The following is a 19107-nucleotide window of genomic DNA, read 5'->3' on the forward strand; positions in this document are numbered from 1 at the left end:
TCCGCAAGCCGAAACACGGGCCTGTGGACAACGCGGCGGTTGTCCACAGGCCCGGAGAAGTTGTCGGTGGGATGGGCAAGACTTGGCGCGTGCTGATCCCCGCCGAAGCCCTGCCCGATCTTCCGGTCCGCGACCTGCTGCCGGAGGTCGCCGCCACGCTGTCCGAGTCCGGCGCGGCGGTCCTGGTCGCGCCGCCCGGCACCGGGAAGACCACGCTGGTCCCGCTGGCCCTGGCCGCCTCCACCGGGGACGGCCGGGTGCTGGTCGCCGAGCCGCGCCGGGTCGCCGCCCGGGCCGCCGCCCGGCGGATGGCCACCCTGCTCGGCGAGACGGTCGGCGAGCGGGTGGGTTATGCGGTGCGCGGCGACCGCCGGGTCTCCCGGCGCACCGTGATCGAGGTGGTCACCACCGGCCTGCTGGTCCGCCGCCTGCAGCGCGATCCGGAGCTGGCCGGCACCACCGCGGTGATCCTCGACGAGTGCCACGAGCGGCACCTCGACTCCGACCTGGCGCTCGCCTTCCTGGTCGACGTGCGCAGCGTGCTCCGGCCCGAGTTGCGGCTGCTGGCGACGTCCGCGACGGCCGACGCCGACCGGCTGGCCCAGGTGCTCGGCGGGCCGATCCTCACGGCGCACGCCCGCACGCACCCGGTCGAGGTGATCTGGTCGCCACCGCCCGGGCCGATCGCCCCGCCGCTCGGCCTGCGCGTCGATCCGAAACTGCTCGGCCACGTCGCCGCGACCACCCGTCGCGCGCTCGCCGAGGGCGACGGTGACGTGCTGGTCTTTCTGCCCGGCGCCCGCGAGATCGAGACGGTCGCGGGCCACCTGCGCGGTCTGGAGGCCGACGTGCTGCCGCTGCACGGCCGCCAGTCCGGCACGGCGCAGGATGCCGCGCTGCGCCCCGGCCCGCGCCGCCGGGTCGTGCTGGCCACCGCGGTCGCCGAGAGCAGCCTGACCGTGCCCGGGGTCCGGGCGGTGGTCGACTGCGGTCTGAGCCGGGTGCCGCGGATGGATCATTCGCGTGGCCTGGGCGCCCTGGTGACCGTTCCGGTGTCGCGGTCGTCGGCCGTCCAGCGCGCCGGCCGGGCCGGCCGTGAAGCCCCCGGGCGGGTCTATCGGTGCTGGTCGCAGGCACAGCACGACCGGTTGCCGGCCCAGCCCGAGCCGGAGATCGCGGCGGCCGACCTGACCGGTTTCGCCCTCGACCTGGCGCTCTGGGGCGACCCGTCCGGCGGCGGTTTGGCCCTGCCCGATCAGCCACCGGCGGGCGCGTTGCGCGCCGCCGCCTCCACCCTGCACGACCTCGGCGCGGTCGACGACTCGGGCCGGGTGACCGAGCGGGGCCGGGCCCTGGCGGGCGCCGGTCTGCACCCACGCCTGGCCCGTGCGCTGCTCGACGGCGCGGAGCTGGTCGGCGCCCGGCGGGCCGCGGAGATCATCGCGGTTCTGGACGACTCCGGGAACGCGACCGACGACCTGGTCGCGGCCGTCCGGCGGGCTCGGGCCGCCGGTGATTCCGCTTTCCATGCCGAGGTCCGTCGGCTGACCGCGGCCGCTTCCCCGTCCGCGCCGGGCGACGCCCTCGCCGAGCCCGGCGCGGCCGGGTCGCCCGCGGACGCCACGGCAGGCGCCCGGTCCGCGCCGGCCTCCGGCACGGCGCCCCGGTCCACCACCGGCCGACGGCCGGGAGCGGCCCGGATCCCTGATGACCTGGCGACCGGGCTGGTGATCGGGCTGGCCTATCCCGAGCGGGTGGCGCTGGCCCGCGAGACCGGCGGCCGGGCCTACCTGATGGCCGGCGGCACCGCGGGCGATCTGCCCTCCGGGAGTTCGCTGGCAGGCACGCCATGGCTGGCCGTCGCCGCCGCGGACCGGACAGCCGGCGCCCGCACGGCACGGATCCGCAGCGCCGCGCCGCTCGACGAGACGACCGCGCGCGAGGTCGCGAGCACGCTGTTCCGCGAGGAGACCGAGATCGGCTGGGCCGACGGGGAGGTGGTCGCCCGGCGGGTCCAGCGGCTCGGCGCGATCACGCTGACCAGCGTCCGGCTGACCGATCCGGCTCCCGCGGCGCTGCGCGAGGCGCTGCTGACCGGCCTGCGCAGCACCGGCCTGAGTCTGTTGACCTGGAGCCGCTCGGCCGAGGAGCTGCGCGCCCGGCTGGCCTTCGCGCACGCCGCCCTCGGGGAGCCGTGGCCGGACGTGTCGGACACCGCCCTGCTGGAGCATGCCGGCGACTGGCTGGAGCTCGGGGCCGCCCGCCGCCGAGCCGACCTGGCCAGGATCGACGTGGCGTCCGCGCTGCGACGGCTCGTGCCGTGGTCGGTGGCCGGCCGTCTCGACGAGGTCGCCCCGGAACGGCTGCCGGTGCCCAGCGGCTCGCAGATCCGGGTCGACTACTCCGATCCCGCCGCGCCAGTGCTCGCGGTGAAGGTGCAGGAGGCCTTCGGATGGCGGGACGCGCCACGGCTGGCCGGTGGGCGGGTCCCGGTCCTGCTGCACCTGCTCTCCCCCGCGGGGCGGCCGGTCGCCGTCACCCGGGATCTGGCGTCGTTCTGGGCGCAGGGCTATCCGCAGGTCCGTGCCGAGATGCGGGGGCGCTACCCCCGTCATCCCTGGCCGGAGGACCCGCTGACCGCGCCGCCGACCCGCCGGCTCAACCCGCGTTCCCGCTGACGTCCGAGCCGCTCCTGGTTCCCCGCGCTCAAATCCCCCGAAGTCACCGCCGAGACCGTCGGATCCCCGATCCGCCGCCCGCCGCGGCCGGGCCGGGCCGGGTGCGGTGCGGCCGGTGCGGCCGGGTGCGGCCGGGTGCGGCCGGGTGCGGTGCAGTGCAGTGCGGCCGGTGCAGTGCAGTGCGGCCGGTGCAGTGCAGTGCGGCCGGTGCGGTGTACTGCGGTGCGGTGCGGTGCGGTGCGGGCCGACCGGGTGCGGGCCGACCGGGTGCGGGCCTACCGGGTGCGGGTCCGGGTTGGGCCAGGTCGCGCCGCGACGCCGACGGAATCCGGTCAGGAGCCCGGCTGGGAAGCGGTCTGGCCGAGGTCGGCCAGCCGGGCCGGCGGCCCGAAGAGGTAGCCCTGGCCGAGCGGGCACCCCAGGCCGGACAACGCCGCCGCCCGCTCGTCGGTCTCGATGCCCTCGGCGACGACCGTGATGCCCAGCTCCGCGCAGATCGCCAGCACCGAGCGGCAGAGCGCCCCGGCCCGGTCCGGCGCGGTGTCGACGTCGGTCAGCGTGGAGTCGAGCTTCACCGTGTCCACCGGCATGCCGTGCAGCTGGGCGAGCGCGTTGTACCCGCTCCCGAAGTCGTCCAGCGCGACGCGGACCCCCCGGGCGCGGAGGCGTTCGACCATCGCGGCGGCGCGCGGCAGGTCCGGAATGCGCAGGGTCTCGGTGATCTCGACGACCAGCCGGGCGGGTGGCATCGCGTGCCGGGTCAGGGCGGCGTCGACGGCGTCCTCCAGCCCCTGCTGCCCGAGGCGGCCGGCGGAGACGTTGACGTGCACGGCGATCGGGCGGCCGAACCGTTCGGCGAGGGCCTGCGCGTCGGCGCACGCCTGGTTCAGCACGAAGTCGTCGATCGCGGAGACCAGCCCGGTGCGTTCGGCCATGGTGACGAAGACGTCGGGGTGGACGGGGCCGGCGACCGGGTCGGTCCAGCGGGCCAGTGCCTCGACGGCCACCGTCGCCCGGTCGCTGAGGCGCACGATCGGCTGGTAGAAGACCTCGAAGCCGGCCGCGGCGGGGCTGCCACCGCTGAGCGCGCCGGCCAGCAGCTGCGGCAGGTCGGCGTTCGGGCCGTGGACCGGCCCGGTGTAACGGATCAGCGCGCCCTTGCCGCGGCGCTTGACGGCGTACATGGCGGCGTCGGCGCGGCGCAGCAGCAGGTCGGCGGAGAGCCGGTCGGCCGGTTCGGCGACGACGAGGCCGATGCTGGCGCCGACGCTGACCGCGCGGCCGTCGATCAGGTACGGCTCGCGGAGCGCGGCCAGCACCCGCTCCCCGATCCCTTCCGCCTCCGCCTCCCAGAGCCGGTCCGCCGAGATCTCCGGCGCGACCGGGGCGGACGCGGCTGCGGATCCGGTTCGGGGCGACGGCACGAGACCCGCGGAGCGGCCGTTGATCAGCACGCCGTCGGGAAGAGCCGGGGTCACCACGTCATCGGGAGGGGCCGGGGTCACCACGTCGGTGCGGCGCCGGGCCGGCGCCGCGGTCCGCCCTCCGCCGGAGCCGCCGGACACCCTGATCCCGGCCGCCGACAGCACGTACCGCCGTTGCCGTCCCATCGCCCGCCGCAGCCGTGACTCCGGCGGGGCGGGCTCCGGCGCCACGACGTCGCTCTGGTCCAGGACCACGGCGAACTCGTCCCCGCCGAGCCGCGCCACCAGGTCCTGCGGTCGCACGGAGGCCCGCAGCCGTTCCCCGATGGCGTGCAGCACCCGGTCGCCCAGCGCATGCCCGTACGTGTCGTTGATCAGTTTGAAGTCGTCCAGGTCGGCGAAGAGCACGGCCACGGGCGTACCGCGATGATGGTTGGCGTCGAGTGCCAGCACGAGCCGTTCGCGGAAGAGCGCGCGGTTGGCCAGCCCGGTCAGCGGGTCGTGGTAGGCCTGGTGGTGCAGCCGCCGCTGGGTTTCCGCGACCCGGTCCAGCAGCACGGTGTTGTCCAGGATCGTGATCATCTGCCGGGTCACGACGAGCCCGAGCCCGAGCCACCCGAGGTAGGCCTGGAACGGGGTCAGCGCGGCCCCGGCCACCGTGCGGGCGAGCAGCACCACCCCGGTCACCAGCACCGGCACATACGGCAGAAGCAGGTGGAACCAGTCCCGGGGCAACGCCGTCAGGTCCGGTGGCAGCGACGCCGGCCGTGCCGGGCTGAGCGCGGCGAGCGCGATCAGCGCCGGCCCGAGCAGGTGCCCGGTGACCTGCAGCCAGGCGGGTCCGACCCCGAGGAGCCGGACGCTGTCCGCGGTCCCGAACGCCAGCAGCGCCGCCCCGACCAGGACCAGCGGCCGCCGCCCGGCCGGCGAGTCGGGCCGGGTGGTGAGCAGGAGCACCACCATGGTGAACAGGATCAGGTCGGCGACCGGGTAGGCGGCCACCCACCAGGACAGCGACTCCCAGTCCGCGACGGCGTTCAGGCACGACGACGTCCAGCACAGCGCCAGCACCGAGCCGGTGATCAGCACGCTGTCGATGAGCAGCGCGATCTGGTCGCGCCGCGGGGAGGTCGGCACCGGCCGCGGCCTGGTCCGGGTCGCCCCGAGCAGGCCGATCAGCATGCAGGCCGGCAGCACCACGAAGCCGATGTCGAAGACCGACGGCCGGTCGAGCCGGTCGTGGCCGGCCAGGTCCTGCACGACCCACCAGAGGCGGACCGCGGACCAGGCGACGAGTCCACCGGCGGCGAGCAGCCGCCAGTTCCGCGGGATGCCGGCCCGGCGGCGTGCCGCGACCAGGCAGGCCCAGGCCGCGATCGCGCCCGCGGCGAGTTGCGCGGTGTCGGCGTAGAGCCGGGGCGCGCCCACGAGCTCACCGACCGCGACCACCGCGAGGGCGAGCGCCAAGGTCCCGATCAAGCGCGCCGTCGTGATCACCACCAGTGTCCGGGCCGGCGGACCTTCCGGCCGGATGACGTAGCCGCGTGATCATCCGCGGCCGGATGAAAATACCGGCTCAGTCCCCTGCGGTCACGTCGGCGATGACCACTGTGACGTTGTCCGGGCCCCCGCCGCGCAGCGCGAGATCGACGAGCCTCTCCGCGCAGGCCTTGGGGTCGGGAACGATCCGCATCTCTTCTTCGATGGTCGCATCGTTCACGACGCCCGTCAGCCCGTCGCTGCAGAGCAGCCAGCGGTCACCGGCCTGGGGCTCGACGATCACGTACGCCGGGCTGACCGGCTCACCCTGCAGCACCCGTGTCACCACGGCGCGGCGCGGATGACCGGCCGCCTCCTCGGGCTTGATCAGTCCCTGGTCGACCAGCATCTGCACGTACGTGTCGTCCTTGGTCAACTGGTTCAGGCGGCCGTCGCGCAACAGGTACGCCCGGGAGTCACCGACGTGCGCCATGGCCGCCCGCTCGCCGTTGAAGAGCACCGCCGTCAGTGTGGTGCCCATCCCCTGCAGCGAGGGGTCGGCGGCGACCGTCTCGGCGATCCGCCGGTTGGCCAGCTCCAGGCCCCGGTGCAGCGCGTCCATCTGGTGCTCGGTGTCGATGTGCGTGTCGAGCGAGACCATGGACTCGACGGTGATCCGACTGGCCAGGTCGCCGGCGGCCATGCCGCCCATGCCGTCGGCAACGAGGAGGAGCCGGTCACCGGCGTAGTGACCGTCCTCGTTGTTGGTCCGGACGTGTCCTTGGTCGGTGACGGCCGCCCACCGCAGGTGCAAGGTCATGGCGTGCAGCCTGCCAGGTCGATGGCTGGCTGTCTGCACGTGGTGGGCGGCATGTCGCACATGTCGTCGTCGAAAATACACTCACTCCGGGCCATCTGGCCTCCCGAGGCACCTCGAGTCGATTTCGGTCACCTTCCGTGTCGGCGCGATCCACTCCAGCACGGTCTCCTCCACCGGCCAGCCGCGGACCGCCACGGCGCTCTCCGGCGGCCGCACCGGCTCCGGGCAGAGCGTCTTCGACCGCACGTCCCCGTTCGGCACGAACTCCACCTCGCCGGTGGCCTGCAACATCGTCGTCGAGGTGTCGTCGACCGCGATCAGCTGGCCGACGATCACCTTCTCGACCGGCCCGCCCTCCGGGCCCACCTCGATCGCGCTGCTGGGCAGCACCGGCGCGCGCAGGAACACGACGCCGACCACGACCGGCAACGCCATCGCGGCGGCGGTCGCCGGCCAGTGCGTCACCAGCCGCGCCCAGCCGGCCGGGACGGGCCCGGTGAGCAGCGGGCCGAGCAGCGGCGGCACACCGAGCAGGATCGCGGTGCCGTACTCACCGCCGCGCACCGCCGCGACCACTCCCGGCCACACGAAGATCCAGGTGAGCACGCCGGTGAGAATCGGCACGCCGAGCGTGATCCAGAGCATCACCCAGGGCCCGGCGCGCAGCCGCTGCACCGCGGTCAGGCCGAGCACCGCGACGGCCAGCATCTGCAGCGTCGGCAGCAGACGCAACTGCCAGGTGAAGCCGGCGATCAGGATCGCGATCAGCACCACCCAGTCCGGCATCCGCAGCGCGGCGACCGCGATCGGCGAGCGCCCCGCGTCGCCCGGCTTGCTCACCAGCAGGATGCCGCCGAGCACCCGCAGGGTCAGGATCACCGCCGGGATCGCCCAGCTCAGCGAGATGAAGAGCGCGCTGATCATGCCGAGCGGGTTGATGTACTGCACCAGCAGCAGCATGGTCGGCAGGTCCTGCCGGCTCAGGTACCACAGTCGCAGCACGAGCAGCATCAGCGGGAACGCCGGCAGCACGGTGAACAGCCAGTTCAGCTGCGACCGCCGCCGCCGCGGCGCGATCACCGGTCCTTTCAGGAAGATGTCGCTGCTCACGCCGATCCTCCTCGGTCATGCCCTCCCGGCGCTTGCGCGGCAGGTCGCGGCGCGGTGCGGCCGGTCATTCCAGCAGGCTTTCCCACGGAAGCTCACGCACCTCCGGCCGCGTGACCCGCGGTTGCTCCGCGACGGCGATCGGGGTGTCCCCGTTCGCCTCGGTCTCCACCTGGAGGTTGGTTTCGAACGCCTTTTCCCATCGATTGTCATGCGGGTCGGCATAGGACCGGTAAAGCGTGATATCGACCAGCTCTTTCAGCGCGGGATTGTTCCCGACGTTGACGCCCCATCGCTCGATCGTGTCGAGACCGAGGTCCCAATGGTCGTACCTGTCGGGGAATTTTGCTTTCCAGCCGGCAAGAATCGCGGCGTCCGTGCTGACCGCGTCGATCTGGCGACGATCCAGCATCTCGAAGCATTCCTTGACCCTGTTCTTCCGGAAGATCGTGGCACCCGCCCGGTCCAGGGCGCTCTCGCTGGTGGCCGTGGACAGCGTGCAGACACTCTGGCCCTTGAGGTCTTGGAGGGCCGAGACGGAGGGGTGATTCTTCAGCGTTATCACGGACTGCTCGGTGTCCAGGTATTCCTGGGAGAAATTCACTCCGGCCGATTTCCGGGCATCGGTGATGCTGTAACTGGCGATCACCATCTTCACCGGCACCCGCTTGCCGTCCACCTCGGCCGCCTGCATCCGCGCCCGGTCCTCGGACTCCATCCCGTAGAACCTCACCTGGTCCCGCCGGAAACCGAGATCCTCCGCGATCATGTAGGCGATGTCGATGTCGAATCCGGACCAGATCTTCGTGCCCTCGTCGTAGTAGGCCGTCCCGTACTGATCGTCCTTCACGCCGATGTCCAGCACCGGCCAGGAGTCGACTCCGGACTGCGCTCGCAGGTCCGCGAGCGACGGTGGGCCGCCCACGAGGAGCCGCACCAGCGTCAGCCCGACCGCCAGCACCAGCGCCAGCCCGAGCCCGGCCAGCCGCAACGCCGCCATGTTGAACCGTTCCGGCCGTTCCGGCAGCACCTGCGGCTCGGCCAGGGTCTCCGGCTCGGGTGGCAGCGGCAGCCGCCCCTCGTCGACGGCCTCGTGCACGGCGATGTCGCGCGCCGCGATGTCCTCCACCGTGCGTTTCCGCAGCTTCCAGACCCGGCGCAACTGCGGCGGAAGGCCGGCCGCGAGGTCACCGAAGAACGGCGTGGCCCCGCCGCCCGACCGCGATTGTGCCGACGGCGAAGCGCCCGACGACCGCGATTGCGGTGCTGACGAAGAGCCAGGCGACGACCGCGGCTGCGGCGCCGGCGAAGCGCCAGGCGACGGCTGCGACGGCGAAACCGGCGATTCGCCCGAAGTCGGCGAAGCACCCCGCGCCGGCGCCGGATCGCGCGAGGTCCCGTCCACAGGTTCCCCCATCGGCCCTCCCCACTGTTCCGATCGGGCCATCGTGCACCATCACGTCACGGAACGGGATCCCCGGTGCCCAGCGGGACGCGAGGACCACACCTGCGGAGTCGCGCGGCGGCCATCCGGAGGCCCCGGCCGAGGCCGTACCGCTGAATCGCCTCCACCGCGTAGGCACTGCACGTGGGCCGGAATCGGCAGCGCGTCGGAAGCCGTGGGGACACCTTCCGATAGCCGCGGATGGCGGCCAGGACCGCCCGTTCCGCGGGCCGCGCCGTGGATCGGTGCCCGAGCAGCGCGACAATCGTCAGCAGCGTGCTCAACCGGAAGAGATCACACCCGGGAACATCGCAGGACGGCAGATCACAACATCCGGGATCGCAGTCGCAGTTGTCGTACCAGCGTCCCTTCTTCGGCTCCGGCTCCTCCGACTGCCCCAGCAGGTCCCCAGGCACGTTCTCCACGCCGCACATGGTGCCGGACACGTTCAACCCGGGACGTCACCCATATAGATCGAAATCAGGATCCTCAGGTCCCATCTCCGCTGTGGCCGAGGTCCGCCGCTCCCGCGGGGACCCTTCCGGTCCGAGCAGGGCGCGGGGCGCCCAGAACGCTCGGCCCGGAAGGGCGGCCTCCGTGGCGGGGCACGGTTTCGAGAACCCGTGCCGGCTCGGCGGAAGCCGGACGATCCGTGCGGTGGACCTCGCCGCGGTAGTGAAGCCGGGGTACTGAAGCCGCGGTACTGAAGCCGGAGTGCTGAACCCCGGTCAGCGAGACGTGCGGACCACCACGGCGCTCTCCGGCGGCAGGACGACCCGGTCGCGCTCCAGAACCACGCCTTCCGCGGTCGCCAGCAGCACGGCCGACGGCACCGCGCGCAGGCTCACCGTCTGCGGCGTCCCGGCGAGATTGGCCGCGACGGCGTGCCGGCCACGACGGATCACCACGAACTGGTCCCCGTGCCAGACCTCCACGTCCGACAGCCACGGATCGGTCAGGTCGGGCACCTCGTGACGCAGCCGGATCAGCTTCTTGTAGAGCGCGAACATCTCCGAGTGGCCGGGTTTGCCCAGCTCCGACCAGTCCAGCTTGGAGCGCTCGAAGGTCGCCGGGTCCTGCGGGTCGGGCACGTCGGCCTCGGCCCAGCCGTGCCGGGAGAACTCCCGCCGGCGGCCGTTCTGCACCGCGGCGGCCAGCTCCGGCTCGGGGTGGCTGGTGAAGAACTGCCACGGGCTGGTGGCCGCCCATTCCTCGCCCATGAACAGCATCGGCGTGAACGGCGACGTGAGCAGCAGCGTCGCGCCGACCTGGAGCAGCCCCGGCGAGAGCGTCGCGGTGAGCCGGTCACCGATCGCCCGGTTGCCGATCTGGTCGTGGTTCTGCAGGAAGGCGACGAACCGGTGACCGGCCGTGCGCTGCCGGTCGACGGGCCGGCCGTGACGGCGGCCGCGGAACGACGACCAGGTGCCGGCGTGGAAGAACGCGCCCTCCAGAACCGTCCGCAGCACGTCCAGCGACCCGAAGTCCTCGTAGTAGCCCTGGCGCTCCCCGGTCAGCAGCGTGTGCAGGGCGTGGTGCACGTCGTCGTCCCACTGGGCGTGCAGCCCGTACCCCCCGGCCTCGCGCGGGGTGATCAGCTTGGGATCGTTGAGGTCGGACTCGGCGATCAGCGACAGCGGCCGCCGCAGCGCCGTGGAGAGCGACTCCACCTCGACCGCGAGCTGCTCGAGCAGGTGCACGGCGCCCTCGTCGTGCAGCGCGTGCACGGCGTCCAGCCGCAGCCCGTCGACGTGGTAGTCGCGCAGCCACATCAGCACGCTGTCGGCGATGTAGCGCCGCACCTCGCCGGAGCCGGGGCCGTCCAGGTTGAGCGAGCTGCCCCAGGTGTTCGAGCCGGTGCTCAGGTAGGGCGCGAACATCGGCGCATACGCCCCGGACGGCCCGAAGTGGTTGTAGACCACGTCGAGCACCACACCGAGGCCCTTGTCGTGCGCCGCGTCGACGAAGCGTTTCAGCCCGTCCGGCCCGCCGTACGCCTCGTGGGGCGCGAACCAGCACACCCCGTCGTAACCCCAGTTGTAGACGCCGTTGAACGCGTTCACCGGCAGCAGCTCGACCAGGTCGACGCCGAGCTCGACGAGGTGGTCGAGCCGCTCGATGGCGGCGTCGAACGTCCCGGCCGGGGTGAACGTGCCGATGTGCATCTCGTAGAGCACCGACCCGGGCACCTGCCGGCCGGTCCACGACTGGTCGGTCCAGGTGAACGCGTCGTGGTCGTAGACCCGGCTGGGCCCGTGCACGCCCTGCGGCTGCCAGGCCGAGCGCGGGTCGGGAACCGGGTTCTCGACGTCCTTCAGGACGAACGCGTAGTCGGTGCCGGGGCCGGCGTCGGGCACGTCGAGGTGCCACCACCCGCCGTCACCGGGCTCCATCTCGTGCTCGGAGTCCCCCAGGCGCAGCTTGGGCGACTTCTCCGGCGCCCACACATCGAAAGTAGTCATTCTTTCACCAGGAGAGCGACGGGATAGGTCTGCAGGAGATCGGCGACGGCCAGACGATTGCCACCGTAGCTGGCATTCGTGAACACTTCCGTCCAACTGTGTCCGTCGAGTGACAGCGTGGTGTCGTGCCATCCGCCGTGGCGTGACAATCCGACCGGGAGCCGGGTGACGACCACCACCACACCGCCCCGGTCGAACGCCAGGACGTGCTCGCCGACGCGGCCTTCGGCGAAGACCGGCCGGTACGACGTGAACAGCTCGGGCCGCTGGCGGAGCAGCCGCAGCGTCCGGCTGACCACCAGCAGCTTCGCCGCGCCGGTGTCGTCGACCGGGGGCAGCCAGCCGTCGTCGAGGCGGGTCAGCAGCTCACGGCGGGTGGCGAAGTCGACCGGCCGCCGGTTGTCCGGGTCGACCAGCGACCAGTCCCACAGCTCGGTGCCCTGGTAGACGTCGGGCACGCCGGGCATGGCGAGCTGCACCAGTTTCTGCCCGAGCGAGTTCGACCAGCCGGGCGGCGTGATCGACGCGGCGAAATCGGACACCTCCCGATGCAGGGCGGGGTCGTCGTAGATCTTGTCGATCATCGCGCGCAACGCGTTCTCGAAGGACTCGTCCGGGTGCTGCCACGTGGTGGAGGCGCCGGACTCGCGGGCCGCCTTCACGGCGTACGCCAGCAATCGCTCCTTGGAAATGGGCCATGCGCCGACGGCGACCTGCCAGATCAGGTGCGCCAGTGACGGGTCCGGCAGCGGGGCGGCCCGGACCCAGCGGCGCACCACCTCGGTCCAGTCCCCGGGCACCTCGGAGAGCACCGCCAGGCGGGCCCGGACGTCCTCGCCGCGCTTGGTGTCGTGGGTGCTCAGCGACGTCATCGTGTCCGGCCAGTCCTGCTGCCGGGTCTGCGCGCAGTCGTGGAAGTAGTCCGGGATGACGCTGAAGTGGGCCGGGTCGTTGCCGACCTCGTTGCGGGCGACGAACCTGGTCCAGCGGTAGAACGCGGTGTCCTCGACGCCCTTGGCCATCACCGCGCCGGTGTACTGCTGGAAGCGGATCGCCAGCTCGTCGTCCGGGTGACGCAGCCGGTTCGTCAGCTGGTCCAGCACGCTGATCAGTTGCGGACGCCGGCGGCCCGCCTCGGAACGGGCCTGCGCGAGGTGCCGTGACCCGGCCGGCAGGTAGGAACGGTAGACCGGGAAGCACGCGGCGAGCTCGGCGAGCCCCTGCGGAGCGGCCTCGATCTCGGGGACCAGCCGGGACAGGCGCCCCAGCTCGGCGGCGAGCATCCGGCTGGCGACGTCGTGCTTGGTCTCGTGGACCAGGTCCTGCCAGGAGATCTCGCGGCCGGTCAGGTGCCGTTCGAGAGTGTCGAAGAACGCCTCGGTGTTGCCGTCCACGAAGACGCCGCCGACCTCGGCCATCGCGTCGTAGCCGGTGGTGCCGGCGACCGGCCAGCGCGGCAGCTGCTCCCCCGGCTCCAGGATCTTCTCGACGACGAGCCAGGAGTCGGGGGCGGCGGCACGCAGCCGCTCGAAGTACGCCCCCGGGTCGCGCAGCCCGTCCGGGTGGTCGACCCGGATGCCGTCGACGATGCCCTCCCGCACCCAGCGCAGGATCTCGGCGTGGGTGGCGTCGAAGACCTCCGGGTCCTCGACGCGCAGCGCGGCCAGGTCGACGATCGCGAAGAACCGCCGGTAGTTGACCTCACTGTCCCCGCGGGTCCAGTTGACCAGCTCGTAGTGCTGCCGGTCGTGCACCTCGCGGGCGCTGCCGCCGCCGGTCCCGTCCGCGATCGGGTACCGCTTGTCGTAGTAGACGAGCTCGTCGCCGTCGACGGTCAGCTGGTCCAGCGCGTCCGGCTCGTCGGCCAGCACCGGGATCAGCAGCCGCCCGCGCGACCAGTCGATGTCGTAGAACTTCGCGTAGGCCGACTGCTCGCCGTTCTTCAGCACGTCCCACCAGGTGGGGTTCGCCTTCGCGACGGCGACGCCCGCGTGGTTCGGGACGATGTCGACGACCAGGCCGAGCCCGGCGTTCTTGAGGGACGCCGACAGCGCGCGCAGGCCGTCCGGCCCGCCCAGCTCCGGGCTGACCTGGCTGTGGTCGACCACGTCGTAACCGTGCTCGGAGCCCGGCGTCGCGGTCAGCAGGGGTGCCGAGTAGAGGTGGCTCACGCCGAGGTCGGCCAGGTAGTCGGCGAGCTCGGCGGTGGCCTTCAAGGGGAAATCGGGGCGGACCTGGACTCGGTAGGTACTGGTCGGGCGCATTACACCGTCCTGTCGAGCACGATGATGGAACGGTCCGGCACCCAGAGCTTGTGGCCGGCCTCGACGACCGACGGGCTATCTGGGGACGGCTCGGCGGTTTCGATGACCTTCTCCCACTTCTCCCCGTACTCCGCGGGAGGCGTGGCGAACTCGATGGGCGCGTCGTGCGCGTTGAAGCAGAGCAGGAACGAGCTGTCGACGTGGCGCTGGCCGTACTGCCCGCGTTCCCGGATGCCCTCGCCGTTGACGAAGAGCGCCACGGCCCGGCCGAAGTCGTTGCCCCAGTCGTCGCCGGCCATCTGCCGCCCGTCCGGGGTGAACCACTCCAGGTCGGGCAGCGGGTCGCCGCCGCCGCGCGCGGTCACCGGCAGCCCGGTGAAGAAGCGGCGGCGCTGGAACACCTGGTGGCGGTGGCGGAACGCGGTCAGCTTGCGGGCGAAGTCGAGCAGCTGCTCGTCGGCGTTCTCCCAGTCGATCCAGCTGATCTCGTCGTCCTGGCAGTACGCGTTGTTGTTGCCCTGCTGGGTCCGGCCGAGCTCGTCGCCGTGCGAGATCATCGGCACGCCCTGGCTGAGCATCAGCGTGGCCAGGAAGTTGCGGCGCTGCTTGGCCCGCAGCTCCAGCACGGCCGGGTCGTCGGTCGGGCCCTCGGTGCCGCAGTTCCAGGAGCGGTTGTGGCTCTCGCCGTCCCGGTTCTCCTCGCCGTTGGCCTCGTTGTGCTTGTCGTTGTACGAGACCAGGTCGTTGAGCGTGAACCCGTCGTGCGCGGTCACGAAGTTGATCGAGTGGAACGGCTTGCGCCCGTCGTCCTGGTAGAGGTCGGCCGACCCGGTGATCCGGGAGGCGAACTCGGCGAGCGTGGCGGGCTCGCCGCGCCAGAAGTCGCGGACCGTGTCCCGGTACTTCCCGTTCCACTCGGTCCAGTTCGGCGGGAAGTTGCCGACCTGGTAACCGCCCGGGCCGACGTCCCACGGCTCGGCGATCAGCTTGACCTGGCCGACGACCGGGTCCTGCTGGACCACCTCGAAGAACGTGGAGAGCCGGTCGACGTCGTAGAACTCACGGGCCAGCGTCGAGGCCAGGTCGAAGCGGAAGCCGTCGACGTGCATCTCGGTCACCCAGTACCGCAGCGAGTCCATGATCAGCTGCAGGCTCTGCGGGGACCGCACGTTCAGGCTGTTCCCGGTGCCGGTGTAGTCCATGTAGAACTGCGGCTGGTCGTCGACCAGCCGGTAGTACGTCCGGTTGTCGATGCCCTTGAGCGAGAGCGTCGGCCCCAGGTGGTTGCCCTCCGCGGTGTGGTTGTAGACCACGTCGAGGATGACCTCCATCCCGGCCGCGTGCAGCGCCTTGACCATGCCCCGGAACTCCTGGGTCTGCTGGCCGAGCGTGCCGGTGCCGGAATAGCCGTGGTACGGCGCGAAGAAGCCCAGCGTGTTGTAGCCCCAGTAGTTGCGCAGGCCCAGGTCGTCCAGCCGGTTGTCGTGGACGAACTGGTGCACCGGCATCAGCTCGACAGCGGTCACGCCGAGGCCCTTGAGGTGCTCGATGATCGAGGGGTGGCCGATCGCCGCGTACGTCCCGCGCATCTCCCGGGGAATCTCGGGGTGCCGCTGGGTGAGGCCCTTGACGTGCGTCTCGTAGATCACCGAGTGGTGGTACGGGATGTCCGGCCGCCGGTCGTTGCCCCAGTCGAAGTACGGGTTGACCACCACGCCCTTGGGCATGTACGCCGCCGAGTCCAGATCCGACATCTGATCCGGGTTGTCGAAGTCGTAGGCGTACAGCGACGGGTGCCAGTCGATGTCCGAGTCGACCGCCCGCGCGTACGGGTCGAGCAGCAGCTTGTGCGGGTTGCAGCGCAACCCGCGGTGCGGCTCGTACGGCCCGTAGACCCGGTAGCCGTACCGCTGGCCGGGCTCGACGCCGGGCAGGTACGCGTGCCAGACGAATGCGTCCTGCTCGTGCAGCAGGACCTTGCGCTCGTTCCCGGAGGCGTCGAAGAGGCAGAGCTCGACAGCCTCGGCCACCTCGGAGAAGATCGCGAAGTTGGTCCCCGTCCCGTCGTAGGTAGCTCCCAGCGGGTACCGGTGACCAGGCCAGACCTGCATTGTGTTGCACTCCCCTCGGCCTTCGGTCATCACGACCGGCCCGCGGGTTCATGCCCTCCCACGGGGTGGGTTAATCCTGCTCGGCCGCGTCTTCGAACATTCTCCCGGGAGGGGCTGATACGGTCGGCCCGACTGTCCGATTAGGCGCTGATTTATCCCCATACGGGGGTTTAGCGCGATGAAAACCGAGCATAGGGGGGACGTGCCGCGAATTGATCCTCTGATTCTCGGCCCGCAAATCTGCGGCGTTCCCTCGCGTGACGCCGGCGCGGGCCGGGAATGGCTGCTCACGGATGGTCTGGGTGGGTGGGCTTCGGGCACCGTGAGCGGTCTGCGGACCCGCCGCGAACATGCCCTGCTGGCCGTCGCCGGGCCCGGCCGGACCCCGCATGTGGCCCTGGCCGCGCTCGATCTCACCGTGACGCTTCACACAGGGACCAAAGTTCCGCTCTACACCCACGCGTGGGAGTCCGGCAGCCTCGACCCGCAGGGCCACCGCCTCCTGGAGACGTTCACGCTCGACAGCGGCCTGCCGCGCTGGCGCTGGCGGATCGGCGACGTGGTGATCGAGCGCGAGCTGGCCCTCGGCGCCGGGACGAGCACGCTCGCGGTCGTCCACCGGGTGCTCAGCGCTCCCGGCCCGGTCGGGCTGACCGTCGCGGCGATGTGCACCTGGCGCGAGGCCACCGGCACACGGCGCGCCGACGGGCCCGGGCTGCGGATCGAGCGGGTCGCCGACGGGGTGGTCGTCGAGGGCGCGTACCGGCTGACCGGCCCCGGCTGGCAGCCCGCCGGGCAGTGGCACCTCGGCGCCCGCGCCGGCGAGCAGGTCGAGGACCTGTGGCACGCCGGAAGCTTCAGCACCCAGGCCGGGCCGGGCGACACTTGCGAGATCTCGGCCTGGACCGGCGACCTCGCGCAACGGCCGCCGGCGCCGCCGGTGGTCCTGGCCGCCGCGCGCGAACGCGCTCATCGCCTGGTCACCGCCGCCAAGGCCGAGGGGTACGCCGCCACGCTCGCGCTCGCCGCCGACACGTTCGTGATCCAGGGCCCGGACGGCCCCGCGCTCGCCGACGGCTACCCGTGGACCGGCCGGGCCGCGCCGGTCGCCGCCTACGAGGGTCTGCTGCTCGACACCGGCCGCGCCGACGAGGGCCGTGAGCTGCTGCGCGCCCTCGCCGAACGCCCAGCCACCGACGCCGGCGGCCCGCTCTGGCTGGTCCACGCCGTCGACCGGCACGTCACCCGCACCGGCGACAGCGACCTCGCCCGCGACCTCGCCGTCCCGCTCAGCCGCCTCCTGCGCCGGTCCCTCGACGACAGTCGCCCGCTGTCGATGGACCCGGCCGACGGCCTGCTCACCCTCTCGGCCGCGGACTGCCCTGGATCGGGACGGACCGGGAAGCTCGTGGAGGTCAACGCGCTCTGGGTGAACGCGCTCGCCGCGCTCGGCGACCTGCTGGCCGAGGGCGGGAAGGACGACGCCGAGGCCCGCGAGCGGCACGCGCGGGCACGGGAGTCGTTCCTGCGGCGCTTCCCGGCGCCCGAGGGCTGGCTGCACGACGTCGTCGAGGGGCCCGCCGCGCCGTACCCGCTGGGCGCGGGGACGCAGCACGACGACCCGACCCTGCGGCCGTGCCAGCTGCTCGCCTGGTCACTGCCGCACGGGCCGATGCGCGGCGCCGCCGGAACCGCGGTCCGGGCCTGCGGCCAGGCCCTGCTCACCCCGCTCGGGCTGCGGACCCTCGCGCCCGACGAATACGGATACGACGGCGCGAACCCCGATCAGGGGCTCGTCCGGCCGTGGCTGATCGGCGCGTACGCGGACGCCTGCGCCGCCACCGGGCACCCGGTCGACGGCCTGCTCGACGGACTCGCGGCGCACCTCGCCGAATGGGGGGTCGGCTCGGTCGGTGAAGCCGCGCACGGCGACGCGCCGCACCCCGCGATCGGCCGGCCCTTCGACGCCCTGGCCGTGGCCGAGACGCTGCGCGTGCAGACGCGGTACGCGCCATGACCGGGCACGGCCTCACGGACGGGGACCGCAGGGATCCGGCGACGAAGGGCACAACGCTGTGAGCAGGATTCTCATGCTCTCCTGGGAGTATCCGCCGCTGCTGGTCGGCGGGCTGGGCCGGCACGTGCACGCGCTCGCCGGCGCCCTGGCCCGCGCCGGGCACGACGTGACAGTGGTGACCCGGCACGCCCCCGGCGCGCTGCTGGAAGAGCAGTCCGAGGGCGTACGGGTGATCCGCGCCCCCGAGGACACCCCGCGTTACGAGGTCGCCGGCGGGGACATGCTCGCCTGGGCGACCGCGTTCAACCACGCGTTGACCAGGGCCGCGCTCCGAGCCGTACGCGGAAAGCGGTTCGATGTCGTCCACGCGCACGACTGGCTCGCCGCGCACGCCGCGATGACGCTCCGCGACCACCTGGGTGTGCCGCTCGTCGCCACCGTCCACGCCACCGAATCCGGCCGTCACCAGGGCTGGCTGCCGGCCGCGCACAACCGCACGATCGACGACATCGAACGCTGGCTCTGCGCCGAGGCGGACCGGGTGATCGTCTGCTCGGAATACATGCGCGGCGAGGTGACCCGGCACTTCGACGTGCCCGCCGACCGTACCGAGGTGGTCCGCAACGGGGTCGACGGGCTGCGGTGGCGGGCCCGGCCACGGGCGGTCGCGGCAGCCCGGCTCACCTACGCCGGCGACGACGGCCCACTGGTCAGCTTCGCGGGCCGGCTCGTCTACGAGAAAGGCGTGCAACATCTGCTCGCCGCCGCGCCCGCGCTGCGTGACCGCTTCCCCGGGCTGCGCGTGGTGATCGCGGGCGACGGCCCGTACCGGCGGGAACTGCAACTTCTCGCCGAACCGTGGGTGACCTTCGCCGGATTCCTCACCGGCCACGACCTGACCGCGCTGATGGCGGCCTCCGACTGCTACGTGGTGCCGAGCATCTACGAGCCGTTCGGCATGGTCGCCCTGGAAGCGGCCGCCGCCGGGACCCCGGTCGCGGTCGCGGCGACCGGCGGGCTGGCCGAGATCGTCGAGCACGGGGTGACCGGCGTGCACTTCCCGCCGGGCGACCCGGTCGCGCTGGCCGGTGCGGTGACCGGGGTGCTGGGCGACCGCGGGTACGCCCGGGCGCTGGCCCTGGAGGCGCGGGCCCGGGTGATCGACGACTACAACTGGCCGGCGATCGCGGAGCAGACGGTCGCGGTCTACGACAGCGCGCGGCTCGCGGCAGCGCCGCCGGACCTGGTGATCGCGTCCCCACGGGTCCCCGTCGGCTGACCGCCGGGCCACGGCAAACCGT

At 72.5% G+C, this 19107-nt stretch carries 11 protein-coding genes; 3 read left to right on the forward strand and 8 right to left on the reverse strand.

What is annotated here, in order from left to right:
* Window positions 1–95 precede the first annotated feature (95 nt).
* Complete coding sequence (hrpB, locus tag Acy02nite_RS19105; RefSeq protein ID WP_203742566.1) at window positions 96–2678, forward strand: ATP-dependent helicase HrpB; 2583 nt, start codon at window positions 96–98, stop codon at window positions 2676–2678.
* A gap of 332 nt (window positions 2679–3010) precedes the next feature.
* Here hrpB and Acy02nite_RS47210 read toward each other — a convergent pair whose 3' ends face one another.
* The 8 genes from Acy02nite_RS47210 to glgX form a co-directional block, all read right to left on the reverse strand.
* Complete coding sequence (locus Acy02nite_RS47210) at window positions 3011–5581, reverse strand: putative bifunctional diguanylate cyclase/phosphodiesterase (protein WP_275407298.1); 2571 nt, start codon at window positions 5579–5581, stop codon at window positions 3011–3013.
* 97 nt (window positions 5582–5678) lie between these two features.
* The gene (locus Acy02nite_RS19115; protein ID WP_203742361.1) at window positions 5679–6401 is read right to left on the reverse strand and encodes a PP2C family protein-serine/threonine phosphatase; all 723 of its coding nucleotides are present in this window, start codon (window positions 6399–6401) and stop codon (window positions 5679–5681) included.
* 81 nt (window positions 6402–6482) lie between these two features.
* Window positions 6483–7511 carry a hypothetical protein gene (locus Acy02nite_RS19120; protein ID WP_203742363.1) on the reverse strand — a complete coding sequence of 343 codons (1029 nt, stop codon included), beginning with the start codon at window positions 7509–7511 and terminating at the stop codon, window positions 6483–6485.
* A 64-nt stretch (window positions 7512–7575) separates the two neighbouring features.
* Window positions 7576–8637 (reverse strand): transporter substrate-binding domain-containing protein, encoded by a 1062-nt coding sequence (locus Acy02nite_RS19125; RefSeq protein WP_239174997.1) that lies wholly within the window; start codon window positions 8635–8637, stop codon window positions 7576–7578.
* 332 nt (window positions 8638–8969) lie between these two features.
* Window positions 8970–9377 (reverse strand): membrane protein insertion efficiency factor YidD, encoded by a 408-nt coding sequence (yidD, locus tag Acy02nite_RS19130; protein WP_239174998.1) that lies wholly within the window; start codon window positions 9375–9377, stop codon window positions 8970–8972.
* Window positions 9378–9680: 303 nt separating this feature from the next.
* A complete protein-coding gene (gene treZ, locus Acy02nite_RS19135) occupies window positions 9681–11414 on the reverse strand; it encodes a malto-oligosyltrehalose trehalohydrolase (protein WP_203742367.1) in 1734 nt (577 codons plus the stop codon).
* Window positions 11411–13678, reverse strand: coding sequence for a malto-oligosyltrehalose synthase (treY, locus tag Acy02nite_RS19140; protein ID WP_203742369.1), 2268 nt, complete (start codon window positions 13676–13678; stop codon window positions 11411–11413). The genes treZ and treY overlap by 4 nt, the downstream gene beginning before the upstream one ends.
* A complete protein-coding gene (glgX, locus tag Acy02nite_RS19145) occupies window positions 13678–15789 on the reverse strand; it encodes a glycogen debranching protein GlgX (protein ID WP_203742371.1) in 2112 nt (703 codons plus the stop codon). The genes treY and glgX overlap by 1 nt, the downstream gene beginning before the upstream one ends.
* 178 nt (window positions 15790–15967) lie before the next feature.
* Between glgX and Acy02nite_RS19150 the strand changes: the two genes are divergently transcribed.
* Window positions 15968–17806 (forward strand): glycogen debranching enzyme N-terminal domain-containing protein, encoded by a 1839-nt coding sequence (locus Acy02nite_RS19150; RefSeq protein WP_203742373.1) that lies wholly within the window; start codon window positions 15968–15970, stop codon window positions 17804–17806.
* 58 nt (window positions 17807–17864) lie between these two features.
* Entirely contained in the window at window positions 17865–19085 is a 1221-nt protein-coding gene (locus Acy02nite_RS19155) for a glycosyltransferase family 4 protein (RefSeq protein WP_425548146.1), read from the forward strand.
* Window positions 19086–19107: the final 22 nt, after the last annotated feature.

It is taken from the genome of Actinoplanes cyaneus (genome assembly GCF_016862095.1).
In the GTDB taxonomy this organism is placed as follows: Bacteria; Actinomycetota; Actinomycetes; order Mycobacteriales; family Micromonosporaceae; genus Actinoplanes; species Actinoplanes cyaneus.